The sequence below is a fragment of the Mesorhizobium sp. M0954 genome (assembly GCF_040319155.1).
Taxonomy (GTDB): domain Bacteria; phylum Pseudomonadota; class Alphaproteobacteria; order Rhizobiales; family Rhizobiaceae; genus Mesorhizobium.
In genome coordinates, this window is sequence record NZ_JAMYNR010000003.1 from 99,693 (window position 1) to 117,928 (window position 18,236).

The window sequence follows — 18,236 nt, forward strand, 5'->3', positions numbered from 1 at the left end:
TTTATTCGACGTTCAGAAATAGCGGCGATGCGTGCGGTTTTCGGTGAGCTCGCGAACCGCCTCCCGGAATTCGCGCAGGCTGGCGCGGATTTCCTCGATCTGGCTTTGCTGATCGGCGGCTTCCGAGGCCTGATTTGCCTTCCTCGACCAGGCCTGAGTATGGGCCGAATGCGGCGGCGCGGGTTGCTGCGGATAAGGTGCCAGACCGGCATAGAGCGGCTGCGGAGGGAAGGCGGGCGGCATCGCTGCGATGGAATTTGTCGCGGCGGAAGTCTCACCGGACGCCTCCGGCGCTCTGCCAGGCATGAGCCGGCTCAGCGCCGACAACACGGCACCGATCGGACCAGGACGTTTGGTACGCGCGACCTCGACCGGCTGAGCGGGAGGCGGCGCTGCCCGGTATGCTGCGTGATCGGCGGAACCGGCATCGGGGCCGCCAAGGGAGCCAGCGGGGCCGAAAAACCCATCGGCAGCTGCAGCCTCTTCCATCAGTATGGTGCCGGCCTTTGGCTCATCAGGATCGGGCTGGCTTATGCCGGCGGCTAACAACAGGATCGGACTGGCACGCGCTTCGCGGCGCGAGCGGGCAAGACGATGGCGTGTGGCGGCATCCTCGCGCCATGACGGGCCTGCGCGGTCTTCTAGCGAAACCAGCGATGCTTCGTCCTCGCCGCGCACCGCCTCGACGAGCGACAGCAAGGACTGCTCGTTCCTCCAGTGTTCACGATTTTTCCTATAAGCCATGGTTTCTGGAGCCTTCCCCTCGGGCTGGGACGTAGCGACCGCCACTGGTTAAGCGATGCTAAACAGGCATAGGAAATAAAAGGTTAATTTGGTCGCCGCGACTGCGCGACTACATGCGCATCCCAACCGCAAGGTCGGGGTTTCCGCCTGATCACGGTCCCAACAGGGCTTCCCCGTCCTGCCGCGAACGTCTATGGGGAAGCCATCTCTATGGGAGGCTTTCGATGACGATCAGGCTTGTTCTCGCCGGTTGCGGCAATATGGGCTACGCCATGCTCTCGGGCTGGCTGAAAGCCGGCAAGCTCGCTCCGGCTGCGGTGTTCGTGGTCGAGCCCAATGCCGAGTTGCGCAAGCGTGCCGAAGCACTGGGCTGCGCTGCCGGCGCGGATGCTGGCGCCATACCGGCGGACGCCGTGCCGGCCCTCGTCGTCCTTGCGGTCAAGCCACAGGTGATCCGCGACGTCACGGCTGGCTACATCCGCTTCAACGATGGCCGGACCACCTTCCTCAGCATCGCCGCCGGAACGCCGGTGGCCACGTTTGAAGGTATTCTCGGCGACCGCGCGCCGATCGTGCGCTGCATGCCCAACACGCCGGCGGCGATCGGCAAGGGCATGATGGTGGTGTTTTCCAACAGGCTGGTTTCCGACGAAACCAAACGCTTCGTCGCCGACCTGCTTTCGGCAAGCGGGCAAGTGGCCGATATCGACGACGAGGCCCTGATGGATGCGGTGACGGCAGTCTCCGGGTCGGGGCCGGCCTATATCTTCCATTTCATCGAAGCGCTGACCGTGGCCGCCGAGAAAGCCGGCCTGCCGACCGGGACTGCCAAGCTCTTGGCAATGCAGACGGTCTACGGCGCCGCCTCGCTGGCCGCCGAAAGCGGCGAGGAGCCGGGCGTGCTCAGACAGCAGGTGACCAGCCCCAACGGCACCACGGCTGCGGCCCTTGCAGTACTGATGGGCGAGGACCGGCTGACGCGCCTGCTCACCGAGGCGGTGGAAGCGGCGCGGCTGCGGTCTATCGAGCTGGGGAGGTAGGGCTTCTGGGGGAGCCGGTCGGCGGTGACGATCGATCGTTCCTTTCGGCATTAGCTACCGGTAGAAAGCCGTTACGCGGCGTTCCTTCGCGCCCTCCACTGTCCTGCCGACATCAAAATCGCGATAGCCTAGAATGTCGACAGATATCAGCGATGCCCCCACAAGTCGTCGATCTCGTCCTTGTTCAGGGGCCGCCCGTCTTTGCCGGCTTTGGCTTTGAGATCATCGACAATGGCCGCGAGCCGCTCTGCCAGAGAAAGGCGTCCATTTTCCCGCTTCAACTCGGATTCACGGACCTCAGCCATCACCAAGATTCCCATACAGCATCTCGTCCTGCAGCCGGCGCAAGGCGAACAGCCCGGTCGTCGGGTCGGGCGCGGCATTGTCGGCGGTGAGCAATTCGCCTTTCCTCACCGGTTTCAGCACCTTGCCGCCTTCGAGCAGACCGACCGGCACGGCGCGATGGGCGCGGGCCTGTTCGACGGTCATGGTCCAGGAGCGGTAGCAGGTCTCGCCGATCGCATCGAAAACCTCGCCTGCCGCCAGATCCCGCTTGGCCACCGCGCAGACCTCGGCCACCGGCCGCGGCAGCGGCACCATGTCGGGCTTGCCGTAAAGCGCGATGCGAGCGGCCGTCAGCGGCACTTCCAGCGAGGTCAGATGGTAGGGCCTGAAGAAGCTGTAATAGGGACCGTGGCCGATATGCAGATCGTCCATGCGCTCGATGATGCGCGGATGCGTCGCCTCGACGATGACGAAGACACCGGGCGCCACGCCCTTGCCGACGGTGTAGTCGACGACGCCCTTCTTCGACAGAATGCCGCCCTGCTCGCGCGGGATCAGCACCTTGACCAGCTCGTCGCGATCGGCCTTGGGGCCGTGCATGCCGGGAACGTCGGGCACCAGCCCGGTGGCGTTGGCAATGGCGCACATCTCGACCATGGTTTTCGAGCCGTCGACGAACTCGACCAGCATGCGCGGATTCATGTTGCGGCGCAGCGCCTCCTCGCGGTAGTCGTCGGGAACGGCGTCGTGGTTGAGAGGGTTGTTTTTGCCCTTGCCGGCGGAGACGATGGTGTAGCCGAGCGCCGAGGCGAACTCGATCAGCTCCATGCAGCTCGACGGCTCGTCGCCGGCGCCGACCGAATAGACGACGCCGAGCCGGTCGGCCTGCTGCTTTAGATAGCAGCCGATGGTAACGTCGGCCTCGACATTCATCATCACCAGGTGCTTGCCGTGCTGCATCGCCATCAGGTCGAAATCGGCGGCGACCCCGGGCTTGCCGGTGGCATCGATGACGACATCGATAAGCGGATTGGTGACCAGCATTTCGTTCGAGGTGACGGCAATCTTGCCGCTTTCGATCGCCTGGCTGACCTTCGAAGCGCTGTCCGCTTCGGCTGCCATCGCCTGGTCGCCATAAGCAATGCGGATGGCGTCACGCGCCGTATGCGGGCGGCGCGTCGAGATCGCGCAAACCGAAATGCCCGGCATCAGCATGCCTTGAGTCACCAGGTCGGTGCCCATCTCGCCCGAACCGATAACGCCGATGCGCACCGGGCGGCCTTCCGCGGCGCGCTTGGCAAGATCGCGGGCAAGCCCGGTCAAGGCGACATTGGTCATACTGGAACGTCCACTGCTTTAAGTCTTTGTTTTTATGCATGTCGTTGTCCCAAAACCGCGGCACACTTTTGGGCGACATGCATTATGAAGCGGGAATAGCAGGGAACGGCAACCCATTGCCAATCGAAACCGGCCGCGGCCACCTTTTCCTGTGCGCTATTGCAATTCGGCCAGCAAGGCTTTTGCCTCGGCAAGGTTCTTGGCGGAGCCGGCGGCAAGGTCGTCCATCTTGCGCTCACTGAAGATGACGAGCGCATGCTCGCAGGCGCCTATCGCTTCCTCGACCATTGCCCTCTGCTTGCGGGCAGCACCCAGATCGGTAAGCACATCGCACAGGCTGTCCTCGGTGAAGGCGACGCCCGGCACCGAACCGATCTTCTTCTGCACAGCGATCGCCTCGCGCAGGATCGGCACTGCCTCCTCGAATTTGGCGACGTTGTCTTCGGCGCGGCCGGCGAGCGTCAGCTGATAGCCGATCTCGTTTTGCAGGCTCGCCCAGCGGTCGGGGTCGCGGTCGCGGCCGACCTCGTCTGCGAGCGCCCGGTTGACGGCGACCGCTTCGGCGAACAAAGCCGGCGAAGGCTCTTTCGCGCCGATCATGCCAAGCACATTGGCCAGGCTTGCCTGCGTGCTGGCCCAGGGTTCGGGGGCGCGGTCGCGCGTGCGCACGCTCTGGATCGAGCGATAGATGCCGGCCGAGCGCTTCAGCAGGGCGACGTCGTCGCGCCAGTAGCCCAGCGTCGACAGCGCGCTGGCCAGGTTTGCCTGGTTGCGCAGCCATTCGTCGGCATCCCTGTCGCGGCTCATCACCGTCAGTGCCGCCTCATAGGCCTGGACAGACTTGGCCATGGCGTCCGGATCGGAGCTGGCGTTTGCCTGCATCATGCGGGCATTGCCGAGGTCGCCTTCGACCGAGGCCCAGAGCGAGCGGTCGGGCAACGTGGCATAGACGGCCAGTGCCTTTTCATGCGCGGCCGCCGCCTTCTGGTAGAGCGATGGGTCATTGGCGCTGCCGGCAAGGTAGTAATAGGCAGTGCCTAGTTCGTTCTGCAGCTGGGCGTGATCTTCCGGCACCGTGGCGAGGTCGTAGAAGGGCAGCGCCGCTTCTAGCGCCGTCGCCGACTGGCGGAACGCTTCGCCGTCCTGCGTGCGGTCGCCCAACACCAGGAGCACGTGGCCCAGGCCCCATTGCGTTGCCGCCCAGGCGTCAGGATCGCTGTCACGGCTCTGCACTTCGAGCGCCGCACGATAGGCCGCCGCCGAGCGCTGGAGCGCCTCGTCCGGACCGCCATTGGCCTTGCCGAGCATGGAAAGTGCTGCACCCAGCCGGAACTGCGTCTTCGCCCAGTCCTTCGGGGCGCTGTCCTTGCTTCGCACGGTGAGCGCTGCACCATAGGCGGCGACCGCTTGTTCCAGCACCGCTTTGTCGTTGGCGCGGTCGCCCCAGGTCGACAAAGCGTTGCCGAGACTGTGCTCGATCGAAGCAAACTCGATTGGAGCAGCGGCGGCGGTATAGATCTGCGAGGCCTCGCGATAGGCGGACGCCGACTCCCGGAGATAGTCGATGCCGGTGTCCCGATCGCCAAGCGTCGCATAGACTGAGCCTAGATTCTGCTTCAACGAAGCCCAGTCGAGCGGCAGCTTTTCGCGCGGATATTCAGAAAGTGCGGCCTCATAGGCAGCGATCGCCTCGAGCAGCGCGTCGTTGCCTTCCTGCCTGGCTCCAAGGCGCTGCAAGGCATTGCCAAGCGTCAACTGGCCGTTCGCCCAGCTCGCCGGCGCATGCTCGCGCGTCCAGACCGCCAGTGCGGCCTCTGCGGCCTCCCGAGCATGCTGAAGCGTGGCGATGTCGCCATTGATCTGGCCGATCGATTCCAGCGCCGAGCTCAAATTATTCTGGATCGTCGCCCATTGCGCCGGGGCGCGCTCGCGCGTCATCTCCTCGGTCGCAGCCTGATACGCGGCCACTGCCTGCTCAAGCGTCGGCACGTCTTTTTCACGCTCGCCAAGGCGAAACAAGGCCGCGCCGAGATTGACCTGGCTCAACGCCCAGTCGAGCGGGACGCGCTCTCTGCGGTATTCGGTCAGCGCGGCGCGATGCGCTTCGATCGAAGCGCGGAAACTGTCGATCGTGGCCTGGCGCTCGCCGATCTCGGACAGCACGATGCCGAGATTATTCTCAGTCGCCGCCCATTCGAGCGGCATTTTTTTCGCCGCTTGCACCGCGAGCGCCGCGCGGAAGGAGGCGACGGCCTTGTCGAGCAGTGCGATACCATTCTCGCGCTGGCCGAGCCGCCAATAGACGGTGCCGAGATTGCCAAGCGTCGAGGCCCAGTCGTCCGGATCGGCGTCGCGTGTGTAGACGGTCAGCGCCTGGTCGAAGGCGGCAGCCGCCTTGTCGAGGTTTTCGCGACCGGCCTCGCGTTCGCCCAGCGTCGACAGTGTGGTGGCGAGATTGTTTTGCGTGGCAGCCCATTGCCGCGGGCTGTTTTCGCGCGACACATAGGTCAGCGCCTTTTCATAGGCAGCGACCGCCTGCACCAGAAAGGCATTGTCGCCAGAGAAAGAACCATGCGCGGAGAGCGCCTGGGCCTCGGCTGCCTTGTAGAACCAGGCTTCATGGTCGTCCCATTTCTCGACCTGCTCATAGGCCTTGGCATAGTCCTGTGCTGCCGCCTGATAGCGGAAGGAAATTTCGTAGGTTTTGGCGCTGTCGCCGAAAACCTCGGCAAACTCGAACCGACGCGCCTTGAGGTCGGCTTCGGCCTGGTCGACGGTCTTCGACAGTTCGCCAACGCGGGCCTTGGCCTGTTCATGGATTTTCTGCGCTGCTTCGAGTGCGCCTTCTTGCACCGCCTGCTCGGCCAGTCTTGAAAGCCGCACGATTTCCGGATCCTGGCTCTTCAGCGTCGCCTGCTCGGCTAGTACCTGTTTCAGCCGCTCGGTCTGGCCGCGCAGCAATTTATCGAGCTCGGCCGCATCCCTGGGTTTCTCGGTGCCCAGCGTCTTCAGCATGGCGTAGAGCGCATCCATCGGTACGCCGCCGTCGCGGGCGATCGTCTCGATCTGGCGGCGTTGCGGGTCGGGCAGCGTCGAGATCGTCACCAGCAGCCGGCGACGCTCGCTGAGTATCTCGCCCTCTTCGCCTTTCGGCACCTCGGCGGGCGTACCGAAATAGAGCAGCCGGCGCAGGCTCTCATTGACCCACGGCCGCTGCCGGCCGCCGGTCTTGAGATAGACCTCCTCGCCGATCATGCGCAGCACGGTGCCGAATTCCTCGCCGCCCATCATGTCGATGTGACGTAATATGGCTGCCGCATAGGGGCTGTTGCCGTCTGCGGGACCGTCGAGCGCCACCTTGCCGGGCTCGGCGGCAAAGCCGATGACCTGGCCCAGGCTGTCATCCGCCGCACCCTTGGCCGGCGCTCTGCCGTTCAGCGCCACGACGCTGCGGGTTTCGCCAAGGCCGCCGGCGCCGATCGGCTTGCCCGCTTCGCCCGGCGTCAGTTTGAGCAGCGTGCCCGGTGGAAACGGATCGTTGCGGCAGGCATCGAGCAGCACGATGGTGACCGGCACCTTGGCCTTCAGCTCGGCCACGATCGATGACAGCGGCACCAGCTTCTCGCCGGCATCGTCGAGCGCTGTAATGTCGGTATCGACCGGCACCAGGAAATTCTCGCCGCCGGCTTCGATGCCGTGGCCGGAATAGTAGATAATGGCGACGTCGGCACCCTCGGCATCGTCGACGAAGCCTTCGAGGTCGCGTCGCAATTTGCGCGCGTCGCGATTGGTCGCGACATCGGTTTCGAAGCCGAGCCTGTCGAACATATCCTCGATGGCGCGGGCGTCGTTTTCCGGATTGGGCAGCTTGCCGACATGCTCATAATCGGACTGCCCGATGACGAGCGCGACGCCCTTAAGCGCCTTCGGCTCTTCAGCCCGCGCAGGAACCAGCGCGCACAAAAGTGCAAGCAGCGCGGCAAACGCCACGCCTATGCGCCCTGTTGCCCCTGAAAACAGCATCGTCGTCCCACCCCAAACCCAGCGCGCCATCTTCCGCAACGGCATGGCATCATGATGGCCGGCGCGTGGCAAGTGTTCGGGCAAGAGGTGTTCTTGTCGTGGGGAAGGGAGGCAGGAATGTCATGCTGCTCCGCGCCCCCTCCTGTCCCGCCGGCCTCTCGCCCCTCGCCCAGCGCTGCGCGGCCGCTACTTGTTTGTTGACAGGCATGCGAGGCCTACATGTGGAATTTGGCAGCAGAGGGCTGGAGGCTCCTCAAGCAGAGCGTCATCGGCTTCATCGACGACAATGCGCTGAGCCATGGGGCGGCGATAGCGTTTTATGCCACGACCTCGCTTGCGCCGATCCTGCTCATCGTTGTCGCTATTGCCGGCATGGCCTTCGGGCACGAGGCGGCGCAACTCGCCCTTTCGGCACAGATCGCTGGCCTGATGGGGCCGCAAAGTGCCGAGCTGCTGCAGGCGACGATCGAGAGCGCCTCGCAGAAGGAAGCGGGAACCCTTGCCAGCATTCTGGGGCTGGTCACGCTGTTCGTCGCCGCATCCGGCGTGTTCGGCGAAATGCAGCTGGCGCTGAACGAAATCTGGAAAGTCAAACCGAGCGGGGCAACGATTTCACGAATGGTGCGGGCACGCATTGCAAGCCTGGGCCTGGTCGCCGCGCTTGGTTTCCTGCTGCTGGTGTCGCTGGTCGTAAGCGCTGCAATTTCGGCGCTCGGAGAGGTCATCAACGCCGACCTGCCGTTCGGCACCATCATCCTGAGCGCCATCAACGGGATCGTCTCGTTTGCCCTGATCACACTGCTGTTTGCCGCAATCTACAAGGTGCTGCCGGACCGCAGCCTGCAATGGCGCGATGTCGGCATCGGCGCCGCGGTCACCGGGTTTCTGTTCACCATCGGCAAGTCGCTGATTGGCTGGTATATCGGAACCAGCGCCATCTCATCATCATACGGCGCGGCCGGCGCCCTGCTCGTCGTGCTGTTATGGGTCTATTATTCAGCGGAGATATTTCTGCTGGGCGCCGAATTCACGCGAGCCTATTCGGTTCGACATGGCAGCCGGTCCGATTTGAAGAACAAGGTGGAATTGCATGGCAAATGAGTTCACGCCGAAATTCGACCTAGCCGACGAGGTGGTGGTGGTCACCGGCGCCTCGCGCGGCATCGGCCGCGCCAGGACAACCGCACTGGGTCAAACCTAGTGTCCGGCTTCCTCATTCATTGCCGGCAAGCCAACGGACCATATTCGCCATCAGTCTTCCGTAGAACGGCCACGCGAGGAAATCCTGCGAGAGCCAATGCGGGCCGATATCGGTTGCCCAGGCAATCGTGCGGCCGCGGCCATGGCTATCGACGGCAAGGAGCGGCCAGTCGGTGCCGCGATGGTGGCAGGTCGCCAGAAGCCGGGACGAACCGTCGCGCCTGAATTCCAGCTTGTTCATGCCGAGAATCGGCGGCAAAGGCCCCTCCACCCCGGAAAAAATCGGATGTGACGACTGCAGGATGGAGGCCTGCAGGCCTTGCGGCACCTCCATGCCGTCGCAGTAGGGTAGGCAATGGACCGGCAGAACGTCCTCGACCGGGGTGTCGTGGAAACGCGCCGTCCCGAACATGCCCTGAAAGCCCATATAACCGCCGGCCAGCATCAGCCCGCCGCCACCTTCGACATAGGCCTTGAGCACATCGAGGCGGTTGACGCCGACACGCCCGGCGCGGGCATCCGGCGTCACCAGCAATGTCAGGGCGCCGACATCGGAGATCACCACCGCCTGATATTGGGCGAGCCCATCGAGGTCATAGGGAAACTCCGCGCTGCAACGCTCGCCGCCGATCTGCGTGACCGCGATGCCTTCAGTGGCCAGCGCGGCATTGAAGGCCGTCGCGCCATTTGTCAAGGCCGCACTTGTAAGCACGTCGCTGCCGATGGCGATCGACGTCGTCGCCGCAAAGGTTTCGCCCGCAAGCAAGATCTTCATTGCCGCCCCGCACTGTTTTCATTTCGAGAGGTTTTTGGGAAGGGCGCCGGATGGACCGGCGCCCCCTAGAACTCAAGCTCTACAGGATCAGAATTTGAACTCGGCCAGATTTTCGGGAGTTACGATCTTGGCCGGACCAAGGATCAGTTCGCCGCCGGCGCCAATCGTGTATTCGCCGAGCCTGCCTGCCGTGAACTTCTCACCCTCCTTGCCGGTGATCTTGCATTGCGCAAACGCCTGGGCCGTCTGATAGGTAAGATAGCCAAGATCGGTGACGTTCCACCAGATATCCTGAGCCGCTTCGTCCTTGATGTATTTCGAGATCAGAGTGGCCGGCGCGAGGCCGGTCAGCTTGACCTTGCCGATCATGCCCGCTTCCTCGAGTGCACGCGCGGCCGCCGGAAGGCCGATGCCTGCCGGGACGATGATCACCTTGAGATCGGGAAACGCCTGCACCAGCGCCAATGCCTGCTGCTGGTTGATCTGTTCGCTTTCTTCGCCATAGGCCACCTGCACCAGCTTCATTTTGGAGAACTTCGGCTCAGCCGCCATTTTCGCCTTCATGAAGTCGATCCAGGCATTCTGGTTGGTCGCCGTCGGCGTCGACGACAGGATCGCGAATTCGCCTTCACCGCCGCTGAGGGCGAATGCACTTTCGAGCATCATCTCGGCGAGGCTGTCGCCCTTCACCTGATTGACGAACACCGCACGCGCATCGGCGGCCACATCGGAGTCATACGAAATCACCCTGACGCCCTGCTGAACGGCGCGCTTCAGCGCAGGCGCGACGGCGTTGGCGTCGTTGCCGGCAATTGCGATGACTCCGACCTTCTGCGAGACAAGGCTGTTGATGAATTCGATCTGCGCCTCGGCGGTCGCCTGCGATGGGGCGACCTGGGTAGCGGTGCCGCCAATTTCCTTGGCTGCCTCTTGTGCGCCTCCAAAGGCCACTTTGAAGTAGGGATCCGTGTCGAGCTTGGGCAGGAAACCGACCGTTACGGGTTCCTTGGCGCACTCCTGGCTGAAGGCCAGCGAGCTTTGCGCAAGCAGAACCGCGGATGCGAGCAGGGCTAATCTAAACGCTTTCATTGTGACTCCTCCGTCAAAATTCGGGCTTGAAGGAAGGGGCCCGAGATCACCCCTTTGTCTCGCGCATTGCGCGGGATCTGCTGAGCATCTCCTGTGTGGAGCGCCAGTAATTGCCGACCAGCAGCGAGCCGATCAGAAGCAGGCCGATGATCATGCCCTGCGCGTCGCCACCGATCTGGTTCAGCGCCAGCACGTTGCGGATGATGGCGATCAGGACCAGTGCCAGCATGACGCCGGTCAGGCGGCCCTTGCCGCCAAAGACGCTGACGCCGCCGAGCAGCACGATGGTGATGACGTCGAGCTCCATGCCGAGCGCATTGTTGGCGCGGGCGTTGGAAAGGCGCGCGGTATAGACGATGCCGGCCATCGCCGCGACGACGCCCGAGACGACGAACAGGTTCAGCACCATCCGGCGCGTGTTTATGCCGGAATAGCGCGCCACCTCGGGGCTGCCGCCGAGCGCGTAGATGCGCTTGCCGGTCGGCGTCTTCTGCAGCACGACCGCAAACACCGGCGCCAGCACCAGGAAGGGCACGATGGTCCACGGTATCTCGGTGCCAGGCAGGTTGTTGATGCCGAAATCGACGACCGCGGGCGGCAGGATGTTGACCGAGCCGGTGCCGAGCAGGATGTAGCCAATGCCTCGATAGAGCGCCATGGTGCCGAGCGTCACAACCAACGACTGCAGTCCGAGGCCCGAGACCAGATAGCCGTTGAAGGCGCCGAGCAGGCCGCCGATGACGAGCGTCAACGGGATTGCGGCAAGTGTCGGCACACCGGCCTGGACCAGCAAGCCAAAGACGACGGACGTCAGCGCCAGCACCGAGGCGATCGACAGGTCGATCTCGCGGGTGATGATGAGCAGCGTCATCGGCAGGATCAGCAATGCCTTTTCCGAGGCGCTGGCGGCCAGTTGCGAGAGATTGAAGCCGGAAACGAAATTCGGCACGAAGATCGCGGCATAGAGGAAGATGGCCACGCAAGAGGTCGCCAGCAGCAGATCCCAGAAGTCGATCGAACGGAGGAACTTTTTCACCGCGCCCTCGCCTGTCTTGCCTGCTCGGCCCGCCGCACGATGAAGGTGTCGATGCCGATGGCGACCAGGATCACGAGGCCGTAGACGCCCTGCAGCCACAGCGGGTCGACGCGCACCAGCGTCAGCCCGTTCTTGATGACGAGCAGCGTGAGCGCGCCGAGGATGATACCGAGCAGCGTGCCCGAACCACCGCGGATGGCGACGCCGCCGACCACCGCCGACGCGATCACGGTGAGTTCGAAGCCGAGCGCGACGCGTGCATCGATGGTCGCATAGCGCGATGCCCACAGCGCGCCGCACAGGCCGCCGAGCAGGCCGGCCATGCCAAAGGCCAGCAGAATGCGGCGGTCGACGGGGATGCCGATAAGACGCGCGCCGTCGGGATTGGAGCCGGCGGCGAACAGTTCGCGCCCGATCGCTGTGCGATAGAGCAGCACGTAGCCCAGGCACAGGATAACGATCGCGATGATGACGATCAGCGGCACGCCGGCGATCTTCAGGCCGGTCATGTCGAGCCAGGCTTGCGTGACTTCGTCGGCGCTGATCTGGTCACCGGCTGCCCAGATCGAGTTGAAGCCGCGGAACATCGACATCGAGGCCAGAGTGACGACGATCGCCGGGATCTTTCCCCTGGTGACGACGAGGCCGTTGATCAGGCCGGCGACGCCACCGACGGCGCATGCGGTTATCAGGCCAATGCCGATGTCGAGCCCTGGATAGGCCTGGACCATGCTGGCCGCCATGTAAGCCGACAGGCCGATCACCGCAGCGATCGAAAGGTCGATGTTGCGGGTGATCAGCACCAGCATCTGCGCGAGTGCTGCAACGACGAGCAGGGCGGCATCCATCGACACGGCGGTCAGGTTTGCAGCGCTCACCATGCGCGGGTTGATGATGGTGACGGGGACGGCGACCGCCAGCATCGCGGCGAGCAGACCGAACTCCCGCCGCTTCAGTATGTCGAGCGGTCCTTTTCTCTTCTCCTCGCCGGCGGCCTGTGCCGCCGCATCGGCGCTTTCGCCGGCCTTGGTCGCTGCTTCCAGCACCTTTTCCTGAGTGGCTTCGCCCCTGGCAAATTCGGCCGTCCGATGGCCTTCGCGCAGGACGATGATGCGGTCGCACATGCCGATGAGCTCGGGCATTTCGGAGGAGATCAGGATGATTGCCATGCCCTGGGCGGCAAGGTCGGCGATCATCGCATGCACTTCCGCCTTGGTGCCGACATCGATGCCTTGCGTCGGCTCATCGAGGATGAGGACGCGCGGCTCGGTGCGCAGCCATTTGGCCAACACCACCTTCTGCTGGTTGCCGCCGGACAGTTCCTTTACCGGCTGCGCGTAGCCGGAAAAGCGAAGCTTCATGCGCTTCAGCCAGTCCGAGACCAGATTGATCGCGCGGTTCGTGCCGTAGAAGCCGGAGCGGGCTGCCTTGTCGAGGACGGGCAGCACAGCGTTGTCGAGGATGGAAAAATCCATCACCAGGCTCTGGCCCATGCGGTCTTCCGAGACATAGGCGATGCGCGCATCCATGGCGTCGCGCGCCGAGGCGAAGCGCACTGCCTCGCCGTCGATCAGGATTTCGCCGGCATCGGGCTGGTCGATGCCGAACAGCACGCGCGCGATCTCGGTCCGCCCGCTGCCGACCAGGCCGCCGAGCCCGAGCACCTCGCCGGCATGGAGCTTGAGGTCGATATTGGAAAAGCCGCCGGCGTGCGAAAGCCCCCTCGCCTCCAGCACCAGTGCGCCGGTGGCGTGGCTTCGTTGCGGATAGAGGTCGGTGACCTCGCGGCCGACCATCATGCCGATGGCAGCGGCGCGGCCAAGCTCGGCCTTCGGCTTGACGCCAATGAGGCGCCCGTCGCGCAGCACCGCGATGCGGTCGGCGATGCGGAAGATCTCGTCCATGCGGTGGCCGACGAACATCATCGCGACGCCATGCAGCCGCAGGTCGGCGACGACGGTGAACAGCCGCTCGACCTCGCGCTGCGACAGGGCGGCCGTCGGCTCGTCCATGATCAGCACCCGCGCGTCGAGCGACAGGGCGCGGGCGATCTCGACCAGTTGCTGTTCGGAGGTGCGCAACGTTCCGAGCCGGGTTTCGGCCGGCACGTCGAGGCCGACTGTCGCCAGCACCCTGCGCGCGCCGGCAAGCATGGCGGCGTTGTCGATGCCGCCGAAGCGGTCGCGTGGCATATGGCCGAGATAGATGTTCTCCGCCACCGAAAGATCAGGGAAAAGACCGGGGTGCTGGTGCATGACCGAGATGCCGGCAGCCTGGGCGTCGTGCGGCGAATGGAAGACCACAGGCTTGCCATCGACTTCGACATGGCCGCCGGTCGGGAGATACACGCCGGCCAGCAGCTTTACGCAAGTGCTCTTGCCGGCGCCGTTTTCGCCAAGCAGAGCCAGCACCTCGCCTGAGCGCAATTCGAAGGACGCGTCCTTGAGGGCGATCGTGCCGCCGAAGGCTTTTGTCGCCTGAACCAGGGCAACGGGGACAGCCGCGTCGCTCTTCACCATGGCGTCGGCTTCGCCTAATGCGCCCAAGTGCAGCACCTTTCCTCCCTGGTCCTGTTTTTTCAATTTGCTATATTAAATGGCCGAATGCCGCAACTGGAAAATTGACTTCCATGGCCGCGAAGGGCACTGTCGCGTCGCGCACGGGTGCGATTGGAGTGCTCGACCCCGCGGCAGCCTCAAAGCTGCAAGCGGCTGGAGTGGCTCTGCGGGAATGAATGGGGAGGCGCCGGTTTTGTCCGGAAAAGGCAGCAATTCGGTCAAGGTTCGGCATTATAACGAGCGCTTCGTGCTTGATGCCATTCGCCGCCTGAAGGAGGCATCCAAGTCCGATCTGGCGCGCGCCGCAAATCTGACGCCGGCCGCGGTCGCCACCATTGTCGACGGGCTGGAATCTTCCGGATTCGTAAAGCAAGTGGGAAAAAGGTTCGGGCAACGCGGATCGCCGTCCACTCTCTACCGACTTGCACCTGAGCGTATCTACAGCGTCGGCATCAAGATCGGCCGGCGCGCGCTGGAAGCCGTGCTCGTCGACTTTGCCGGCGAGGTCCGCTCGCGCGAGTCGCACGAATATCGCTTTCCGGATCCCGACATGGTGCTCAAGGCCGGCAACATGTCGCTGGCCAATTTCGACATGCTGGTCGAGGGGCTTGGCGATGCCAGCATCGTCGGCGTCGGCATCGCCTCGCCATATTTCCTCGGCGGCTGGAGCGAAGAGCTCGGCTTTCCCGACGATCTCGGCAGCCGCTGGGAAGCAATCGATCTGACGACGTTCTTCGCCACAAAGCCGAAGACCCCGGTCTTCGTGGAAAACGACGCATCATCGGCCGCACTCGCCGAACTCATCCAGGGGACCGGCGCGCGGTTCCGCGACTTCATGCATATCTCGATCGACACCTTTGTCGGCGGCGGACTGGTGCAAGGCGGCAAGGTCCATACCGGGCCGCACGGCAACAGCGCCGCGCTCGGTCCTTTGCCGGTCTCGCCTTCAAGCCTCGATTCGGTGGCGGCCAAGCCGGCGCGCTACCAGAGCCTGCTGCATCGCGCTTCGATCTATGTGCTGGTCAATCATCTCAAATCGCGCGGCATCGAGATCAACCGCGTGCGCGAACTCGACCCCTTGCCGCCAGGGGCGCGCGAACCGCTGTCCGAATGGATCGACGATTGCGCCAATGCGCTGGTCGAGGCGATCATCGCCATCACCTCCGTCATCGACATCGAGGCGATCGTTCTCGACAGCATCCTGCCGCGGCCGATCCATCTCGAGCTGCTGGCAAAGGTGCAGACCCAGTTCAACAGGATCAGCGCCATCGGCATCGTGGCGCCGGAAATCGTCTCGGGACAATTCGGCCCCGAGGCCTCGCCGATCGGCGCGGCGATGCTGCCGTTCTCGGCACTGTTGGCGCCCGACAGCGGCGTGCTCATGATCGGCAAGGACAGAACAATGCTGCCGGGCAGCCTTTCGAGGCTTGCCAGCCAAGGCCAACCAGCAAGAAGCTCAGCGCCTTCAACGGCATAAGACAGTGCCGCGAAAGAGCATCAAGCTCCAGGCATCATCAACATCAGCTCGCAGTCCGGCACGGGCACGACGGGCTTTTTGCGCCGGCACCGGAACTTTTAGCGGCTGCTAATCTTCATTCGTCACCAACATTGAAATGCCGATCGGTCCGCGCTCCGCTTCAGTGCGGGCCCAGGAAGCAAGGAGGAACATATGAACTGGGATCAAATCAAGGGAAAATGGACGCAGTTCAAAGGCAAGGCGAAGGAGCAGTGGGGTGACCTCACCGACGACGATCTTGATCGGATCGAGGGCAACCGGGACCAGCTCTTGGGGCGTATCCAGGAGCGATATGGCATCGCCAAGGAAGAGGCAGAGCGCCAGGTTGATAACTGGTCCAGAAGCATCAGCTGAGCCTTGGACGCAACGCCGTCTTCTGCCCCCACCGGGGTGAAACGCTGCGTCGCCCGCCGTGCCGACTGGTGCGGTGGGCTCTTTCGACAGCGAGGCCCCACGAGGAACCTTTAGCCGTATCTAATATTCTACTTGTGTGGCGGGCTTCGCCCCGGCGTGCGCCCCGCCCGGAGGCGAAGGAGTGCAATGATGAACAACATTATCTGGCTGGTCGGCGCGATCGTGATCGTAATCGCCATTTTGAGCTTTTTGGGTCTGCGATAGCATCCTGAACCCTCTCTTCGAGCCGGCGACCGTCCCCGCTCGGTATGGCCTCAGCGCGCCCAAGCTGGTCAGACTTAGGTCCCAAGCAAGATACTCCAGGATTGGACCGAAGCCCCGGCTGAGGAACGTAGCCGGCTGGTTCACGTTGTGGTGAGCTTTGGCGCGACGAAGATGCGTCCGGGCGGAAGAGTTCAAAGCCAGGGAGGAGAGGCCCGACGCTCCGAACGGGCGTCGGGCCTGGGCGTAATGCAAACAATCAGCAGACTGTTCAATTCCCATGCCCAGGCAGCACGTGCCGTGGCCAAGCTTCAGGCTGCCGGGATTCGTCGCCGGCAAATCAGCGTGGTCGGATCTTACAACGACAATGATGAACCGATCAGCGTTGCTGGATATTACGACGATGAGATGAGCGCTCTCTGGCGGGGTGCGATTGCTGGTGCCGCACTTGGCGCGACGGCTGGTCTGTTGGCCGGCTTCAGCGCTTTTGGAGCTCAAGACGTTGATCCTGCGGGGATGACCGGCATGGCCCTGGTCGGTGCGGCTTGGGGCGGCTTTGCCGGCGTGCTTCTCGGAACTTTTGCCAATTTTGCCCAGAAGCTGCGCAAGCCGAAGATCGCAGAAGGTGTCGTACTGGTGATGGCCCGCGTCGATGAAAGGCAGGTCGGCGCCGCGCACACGGTGCTCCGGAGTTTCGCGGAGATGCCTTCCGGGCAGATGAAGAGGAGCGCTTTGCCAAATTCAAGCCGGCTCCGCGTCCGATCTGGTGCCCGATGAAGTTTGTTTCGCGAAACGGGAATTCAAATCGGAGGCGCCCGACGAAAGCTTGGCAAACCAACACTTTGGAAGCATGCGGGCTACTTGCCGTCGTGTTGTCCTTTATTCTTACCGTTCTGTTGGTTGGTCTCATCCTTGGCTGAACCCATGCCCTTGCCACCGGCGACACTATGCCCGGCAATTGGCGAAGGTTGTGGCCAGTTCGAAGGATTAAACCATTCGTGCTAAGCGTTAATAGCTTGTAGCCATAGGAGAGGACGCCAACGTGGACAAACGGGCTGAAGGAGACGCGGAGAGATTGGCTCGAGGCGAGTTCGAGCTCAAAGCCGAACGATATGGTGTGAACGCCTTTCTTCTCGTTGTCGAACTCGTAAATCTGCTGGAAAAGCGTGGAACGATCAGCAGCGACGACGTCGCGAAAATAGCCGAAGCCGCCGCACTTGCCGTTGCCGCATCCAGCGAACCCGACGTGAACAGCATCAATCTGTTGCAGGCCATCGCTGCCGCACGCCGGCCCAAATAGGCTTATATCAAATCCGCCAGCAATCGGCGCCCACCGATAAACGCTATATTGAACTGATCTCGATCGAGCGTGCGGAGCCATTCCATGTGCAATGACTACGAGCAGCACATCGCTTGGGCCGAATACTGCCGGATGATGGAATCGCTGGCGCTCAAAATCCCCAGCCATCAAACCGAACTGGATCTGCCGCAGGCGGATGACATCCGCATCAACGACCCCGCACCTGTAATGCGCGCCGCCGGCGACGCAATCGAACTGGCGTCGATGACATTCGGCTTTCCTCCGGCCGGGCCAAAAGGCGGACCTGTATTCAACTTTCGCTCGGAGGGCCGGCAGTTCAGCAACAGCAAGCGCTGTCTCGTTCCGGCGTCGGCATTCTTCGAATTCACGGGAACGAAATATCCAAAAACCAAGCACAGGTTCACGCTGAATGGCCATTCGTTCATGGCGATTGCCGGGCTGTGGCGCGAGGGTGTCGGCAACAAGCCGCCGACGTTCACGATGCTGACGAGCGAGCCAGGGCCGGACGTGGCGCCATATCACAACCGGCAAGTGGTTGTGCTGCGGCCATCGGACTGGGCGGCCTGGATCCATCTCACGAGGTCCGAGGCTGAACTCCTGCGGCCGTTGCCGGTAGGGTCGCTCAGAGTGGAGACAGCTCGGGCAGGTTCGGAGTAGGAACCATCGGAAAATTGCGCGCTGAGCTGCGGCCGCGCC

The 18,236-nt window shown here is 63.3% G+C and carries 15 protein-coding genes; 7 read left to right on the top strand and 8 right to left on the bottom strand.

Going from position 1 to position 18,236, the window contains the following annotated elements:
* Positions 1 to 12 precede the first annotated feature (12 nt).
* Complete coding sequence (locus tag NKH93_RS05635) at positions 13 to 744, bottom strand: hypothetical protein (RefSeq protein ID WP_352969560.1); 732 nt, start codon at positions 742 to 744, stop codon at positions 13 to 15.
* 224 nt (positions 745 to 968) lie between these two features.
* Here NKH93_RS05635 and proC point away from each other — a divergent pair, with 224 nt between their 5' ends.
* Positions 969 to 1,784, top strand: a complete 816-nt coding sequence (gene proC, locus NKH93_RS05640; RefSeq protein WP_352686527.1) for a pyrroline-5-carboxylate reductase — start codon at positions 969 to 971, stop codon at positions 1,782 to 1,784.
* 146 nt (positions 1,785 to 1,930) lie between these two features.
* Here proC and NKH93_RS05645 read toward each other — a convergent pair whose 3' ends face one another.
* From NKH93_RS05645 to NKH93_RS05655, 3 genes are all read right to left on the bottom strand, one after another.
* A complete protein-coding gene (locus NKH93_RS05645; RefSeq protein WP_352686524.1) occupies positions 1,931 to 2,089 on the bottom strand; it encodes a hypothetical protein in 159 nt (52 codons plus the stop codon).
* Positions 2,082 to 3,407, bottom strand: coding sequence for an NAD(P)H-dependent oxidoreductase (locus NKH93_RS05650; RefSeq protein ID WP_352503596.1), 1,326 nt, complete (start codon positions 3,405 to 3,407; stop codon positions 2,082 to 2,084). The genes NKH93_RS05645 and NKH93_RS05650 overlap by 8 nt, the downstream gene beginning before the upstream one ends.
* 156 nt (positions 3,408 to 3,563) lie before the next feature.
* Positions 3,564 to 7,514, bottom strand: a complete 3,951-nt coding sequence (locus tag NKH93_RS05655; RefSeq protein ID WP_352969562.1) for a caspase family protein — start codon at positions 7,512 to 7,514, stop codon at positions 3,564 to 3,566.
* Positions 7,515 to 7,649: 135 nt separating this feature from the next.
* Between NKH93_RS05655 and NKH93_RS05660 the strand changes: the two genes are divergently transcribed.
* Entirely contained in the window at positions 7,650 to 8,531 is an 882-nt protein-coding gene (locus NKH93_RS05660; RefSeq protein ID WP_352768081.1) for a YihY/virulence factor BrkB family protein, read from the top strand.
* A gap of 112 nt (positions 8,532 to 8,643) precedes the next feature.
* Here NKH93_RS05660 and NKH93_RS05665 read toward each other — a convergent pair whose 3' ends face one another.
* From NKH93_RS05665 to NKH93_RS05680, 4 genes are all read right to left on the bottom strand, one after another.
* Complete coding sequence (locus tag NKH93_RS05665) at positions 8,644 to 9,405, bottom strand: glutamine amidotransferase (RefSeq protein WP_352851554.1); 762 nt, start codon at positions 9,403 to 9,405, stop codon at positions 8,644 to 8,646.
* Between the two features lie 87 nt (positions 9,406 to 9,492).
* Entirely contained in the window at positions 9,493 to 10,494 is a 1,002-nt protein-coding gene (locus NKH93_RS05670; protein ID WP_352686514.1) for a rhamnose ABC transporter substrate-binding protein, read from the bottom strand.
* A 46-nt stretch (positions 10,495 to 10,540) separates the two neighbouring features.
* Positions 10,541 to 11,530 (bottom strand): ABC transporter permease, encoded by a 990-nt coding sequence (locus tag NKH93_RS05675; RefSeq protein ID WP_352969564.1) that lies wholly within the window; start codon positions 11,528 to 11,530, stop codon positions 10,541 to 10,543.
* Positions 11,527 to 14,085, bottom strand: a complete 2,559-nt coding sequence (locus tag NKH93_RS05680; RefSeq protein WP_352969566.1) for an ATP-binding cassette domain-containing protein — start codon at positions 14,083 to 14,085, stop codon at positions 11,527 to 11,529. The genes NKH93_RS05675 and NKH93_RS05680 overlap by 4 nt, the downstream gene beginning before the upstream one ends.
* A 196-nt stretch (positions 14,086 to 14,281) precedes the next feature.
* Between NKH93_RS05680 and NKH93_RS05685 the strand changes: the two genes are divergently transcribed.
* The 5 genes from NKH93_RS05685 (at position 14,282) to NKH93_RS05705 (ending at position 18,197) form a co-directional block, all read left to right on the top strand.
* A complete protein-coding gene (locus tag NKH93_RS05685) occupies positions 14,282 to 15,565 on the top strand; it encodes an ROK family transcriptional regulator (RefSeq protein WP_352969568.1) in 1,284 nt (427 codons plus the stop codon).
* Positions 15,566 to 15,757: 192 nt separating this feature from the next.
* A complete protein-coding gene (locus NKH93_RS05690; protein WP_023719429.1) occupies positions 15,758 to 15,958 on the top strand; it encodes a CsbD family protein in 201 nt (66 codons plus the stop codon).
* Between the two features lie 561 nt (positions 15,959 to 16,519).
* A complete protein-coding gene (locus NKH93_RS05695) occupies positions 16,520 to 16,996 on the top strand; it encodes a hypothetical protein (RefSeq protein WP_352969570.1) in 477 nt (158 codons plus the stop codon).
* Positions 16,997 to 17,261: 265 nt separating this feature from the next.
* Entirely contained in the window at positions 17,262 to 17,519 is a 258-nt protein-coding gene (locus NKH93_RS05700) for a hypothetical protein (protein ID WP_352571650.1), read from the top strand.
* A gap of 84 nt (positions 17,520 to 17,603) precedes the next feature.
* Entirely contained in the window at positions 17,604 to 18,197 is a 594-nt protein-coding gene (locus tag NKH93_RS05705) for an SOS response-associated peptidase (protein ID WP_352541740.1), read from the top strand.
* Positions 18,198 to 18,236: the final 39 nt, after the last annotated feature.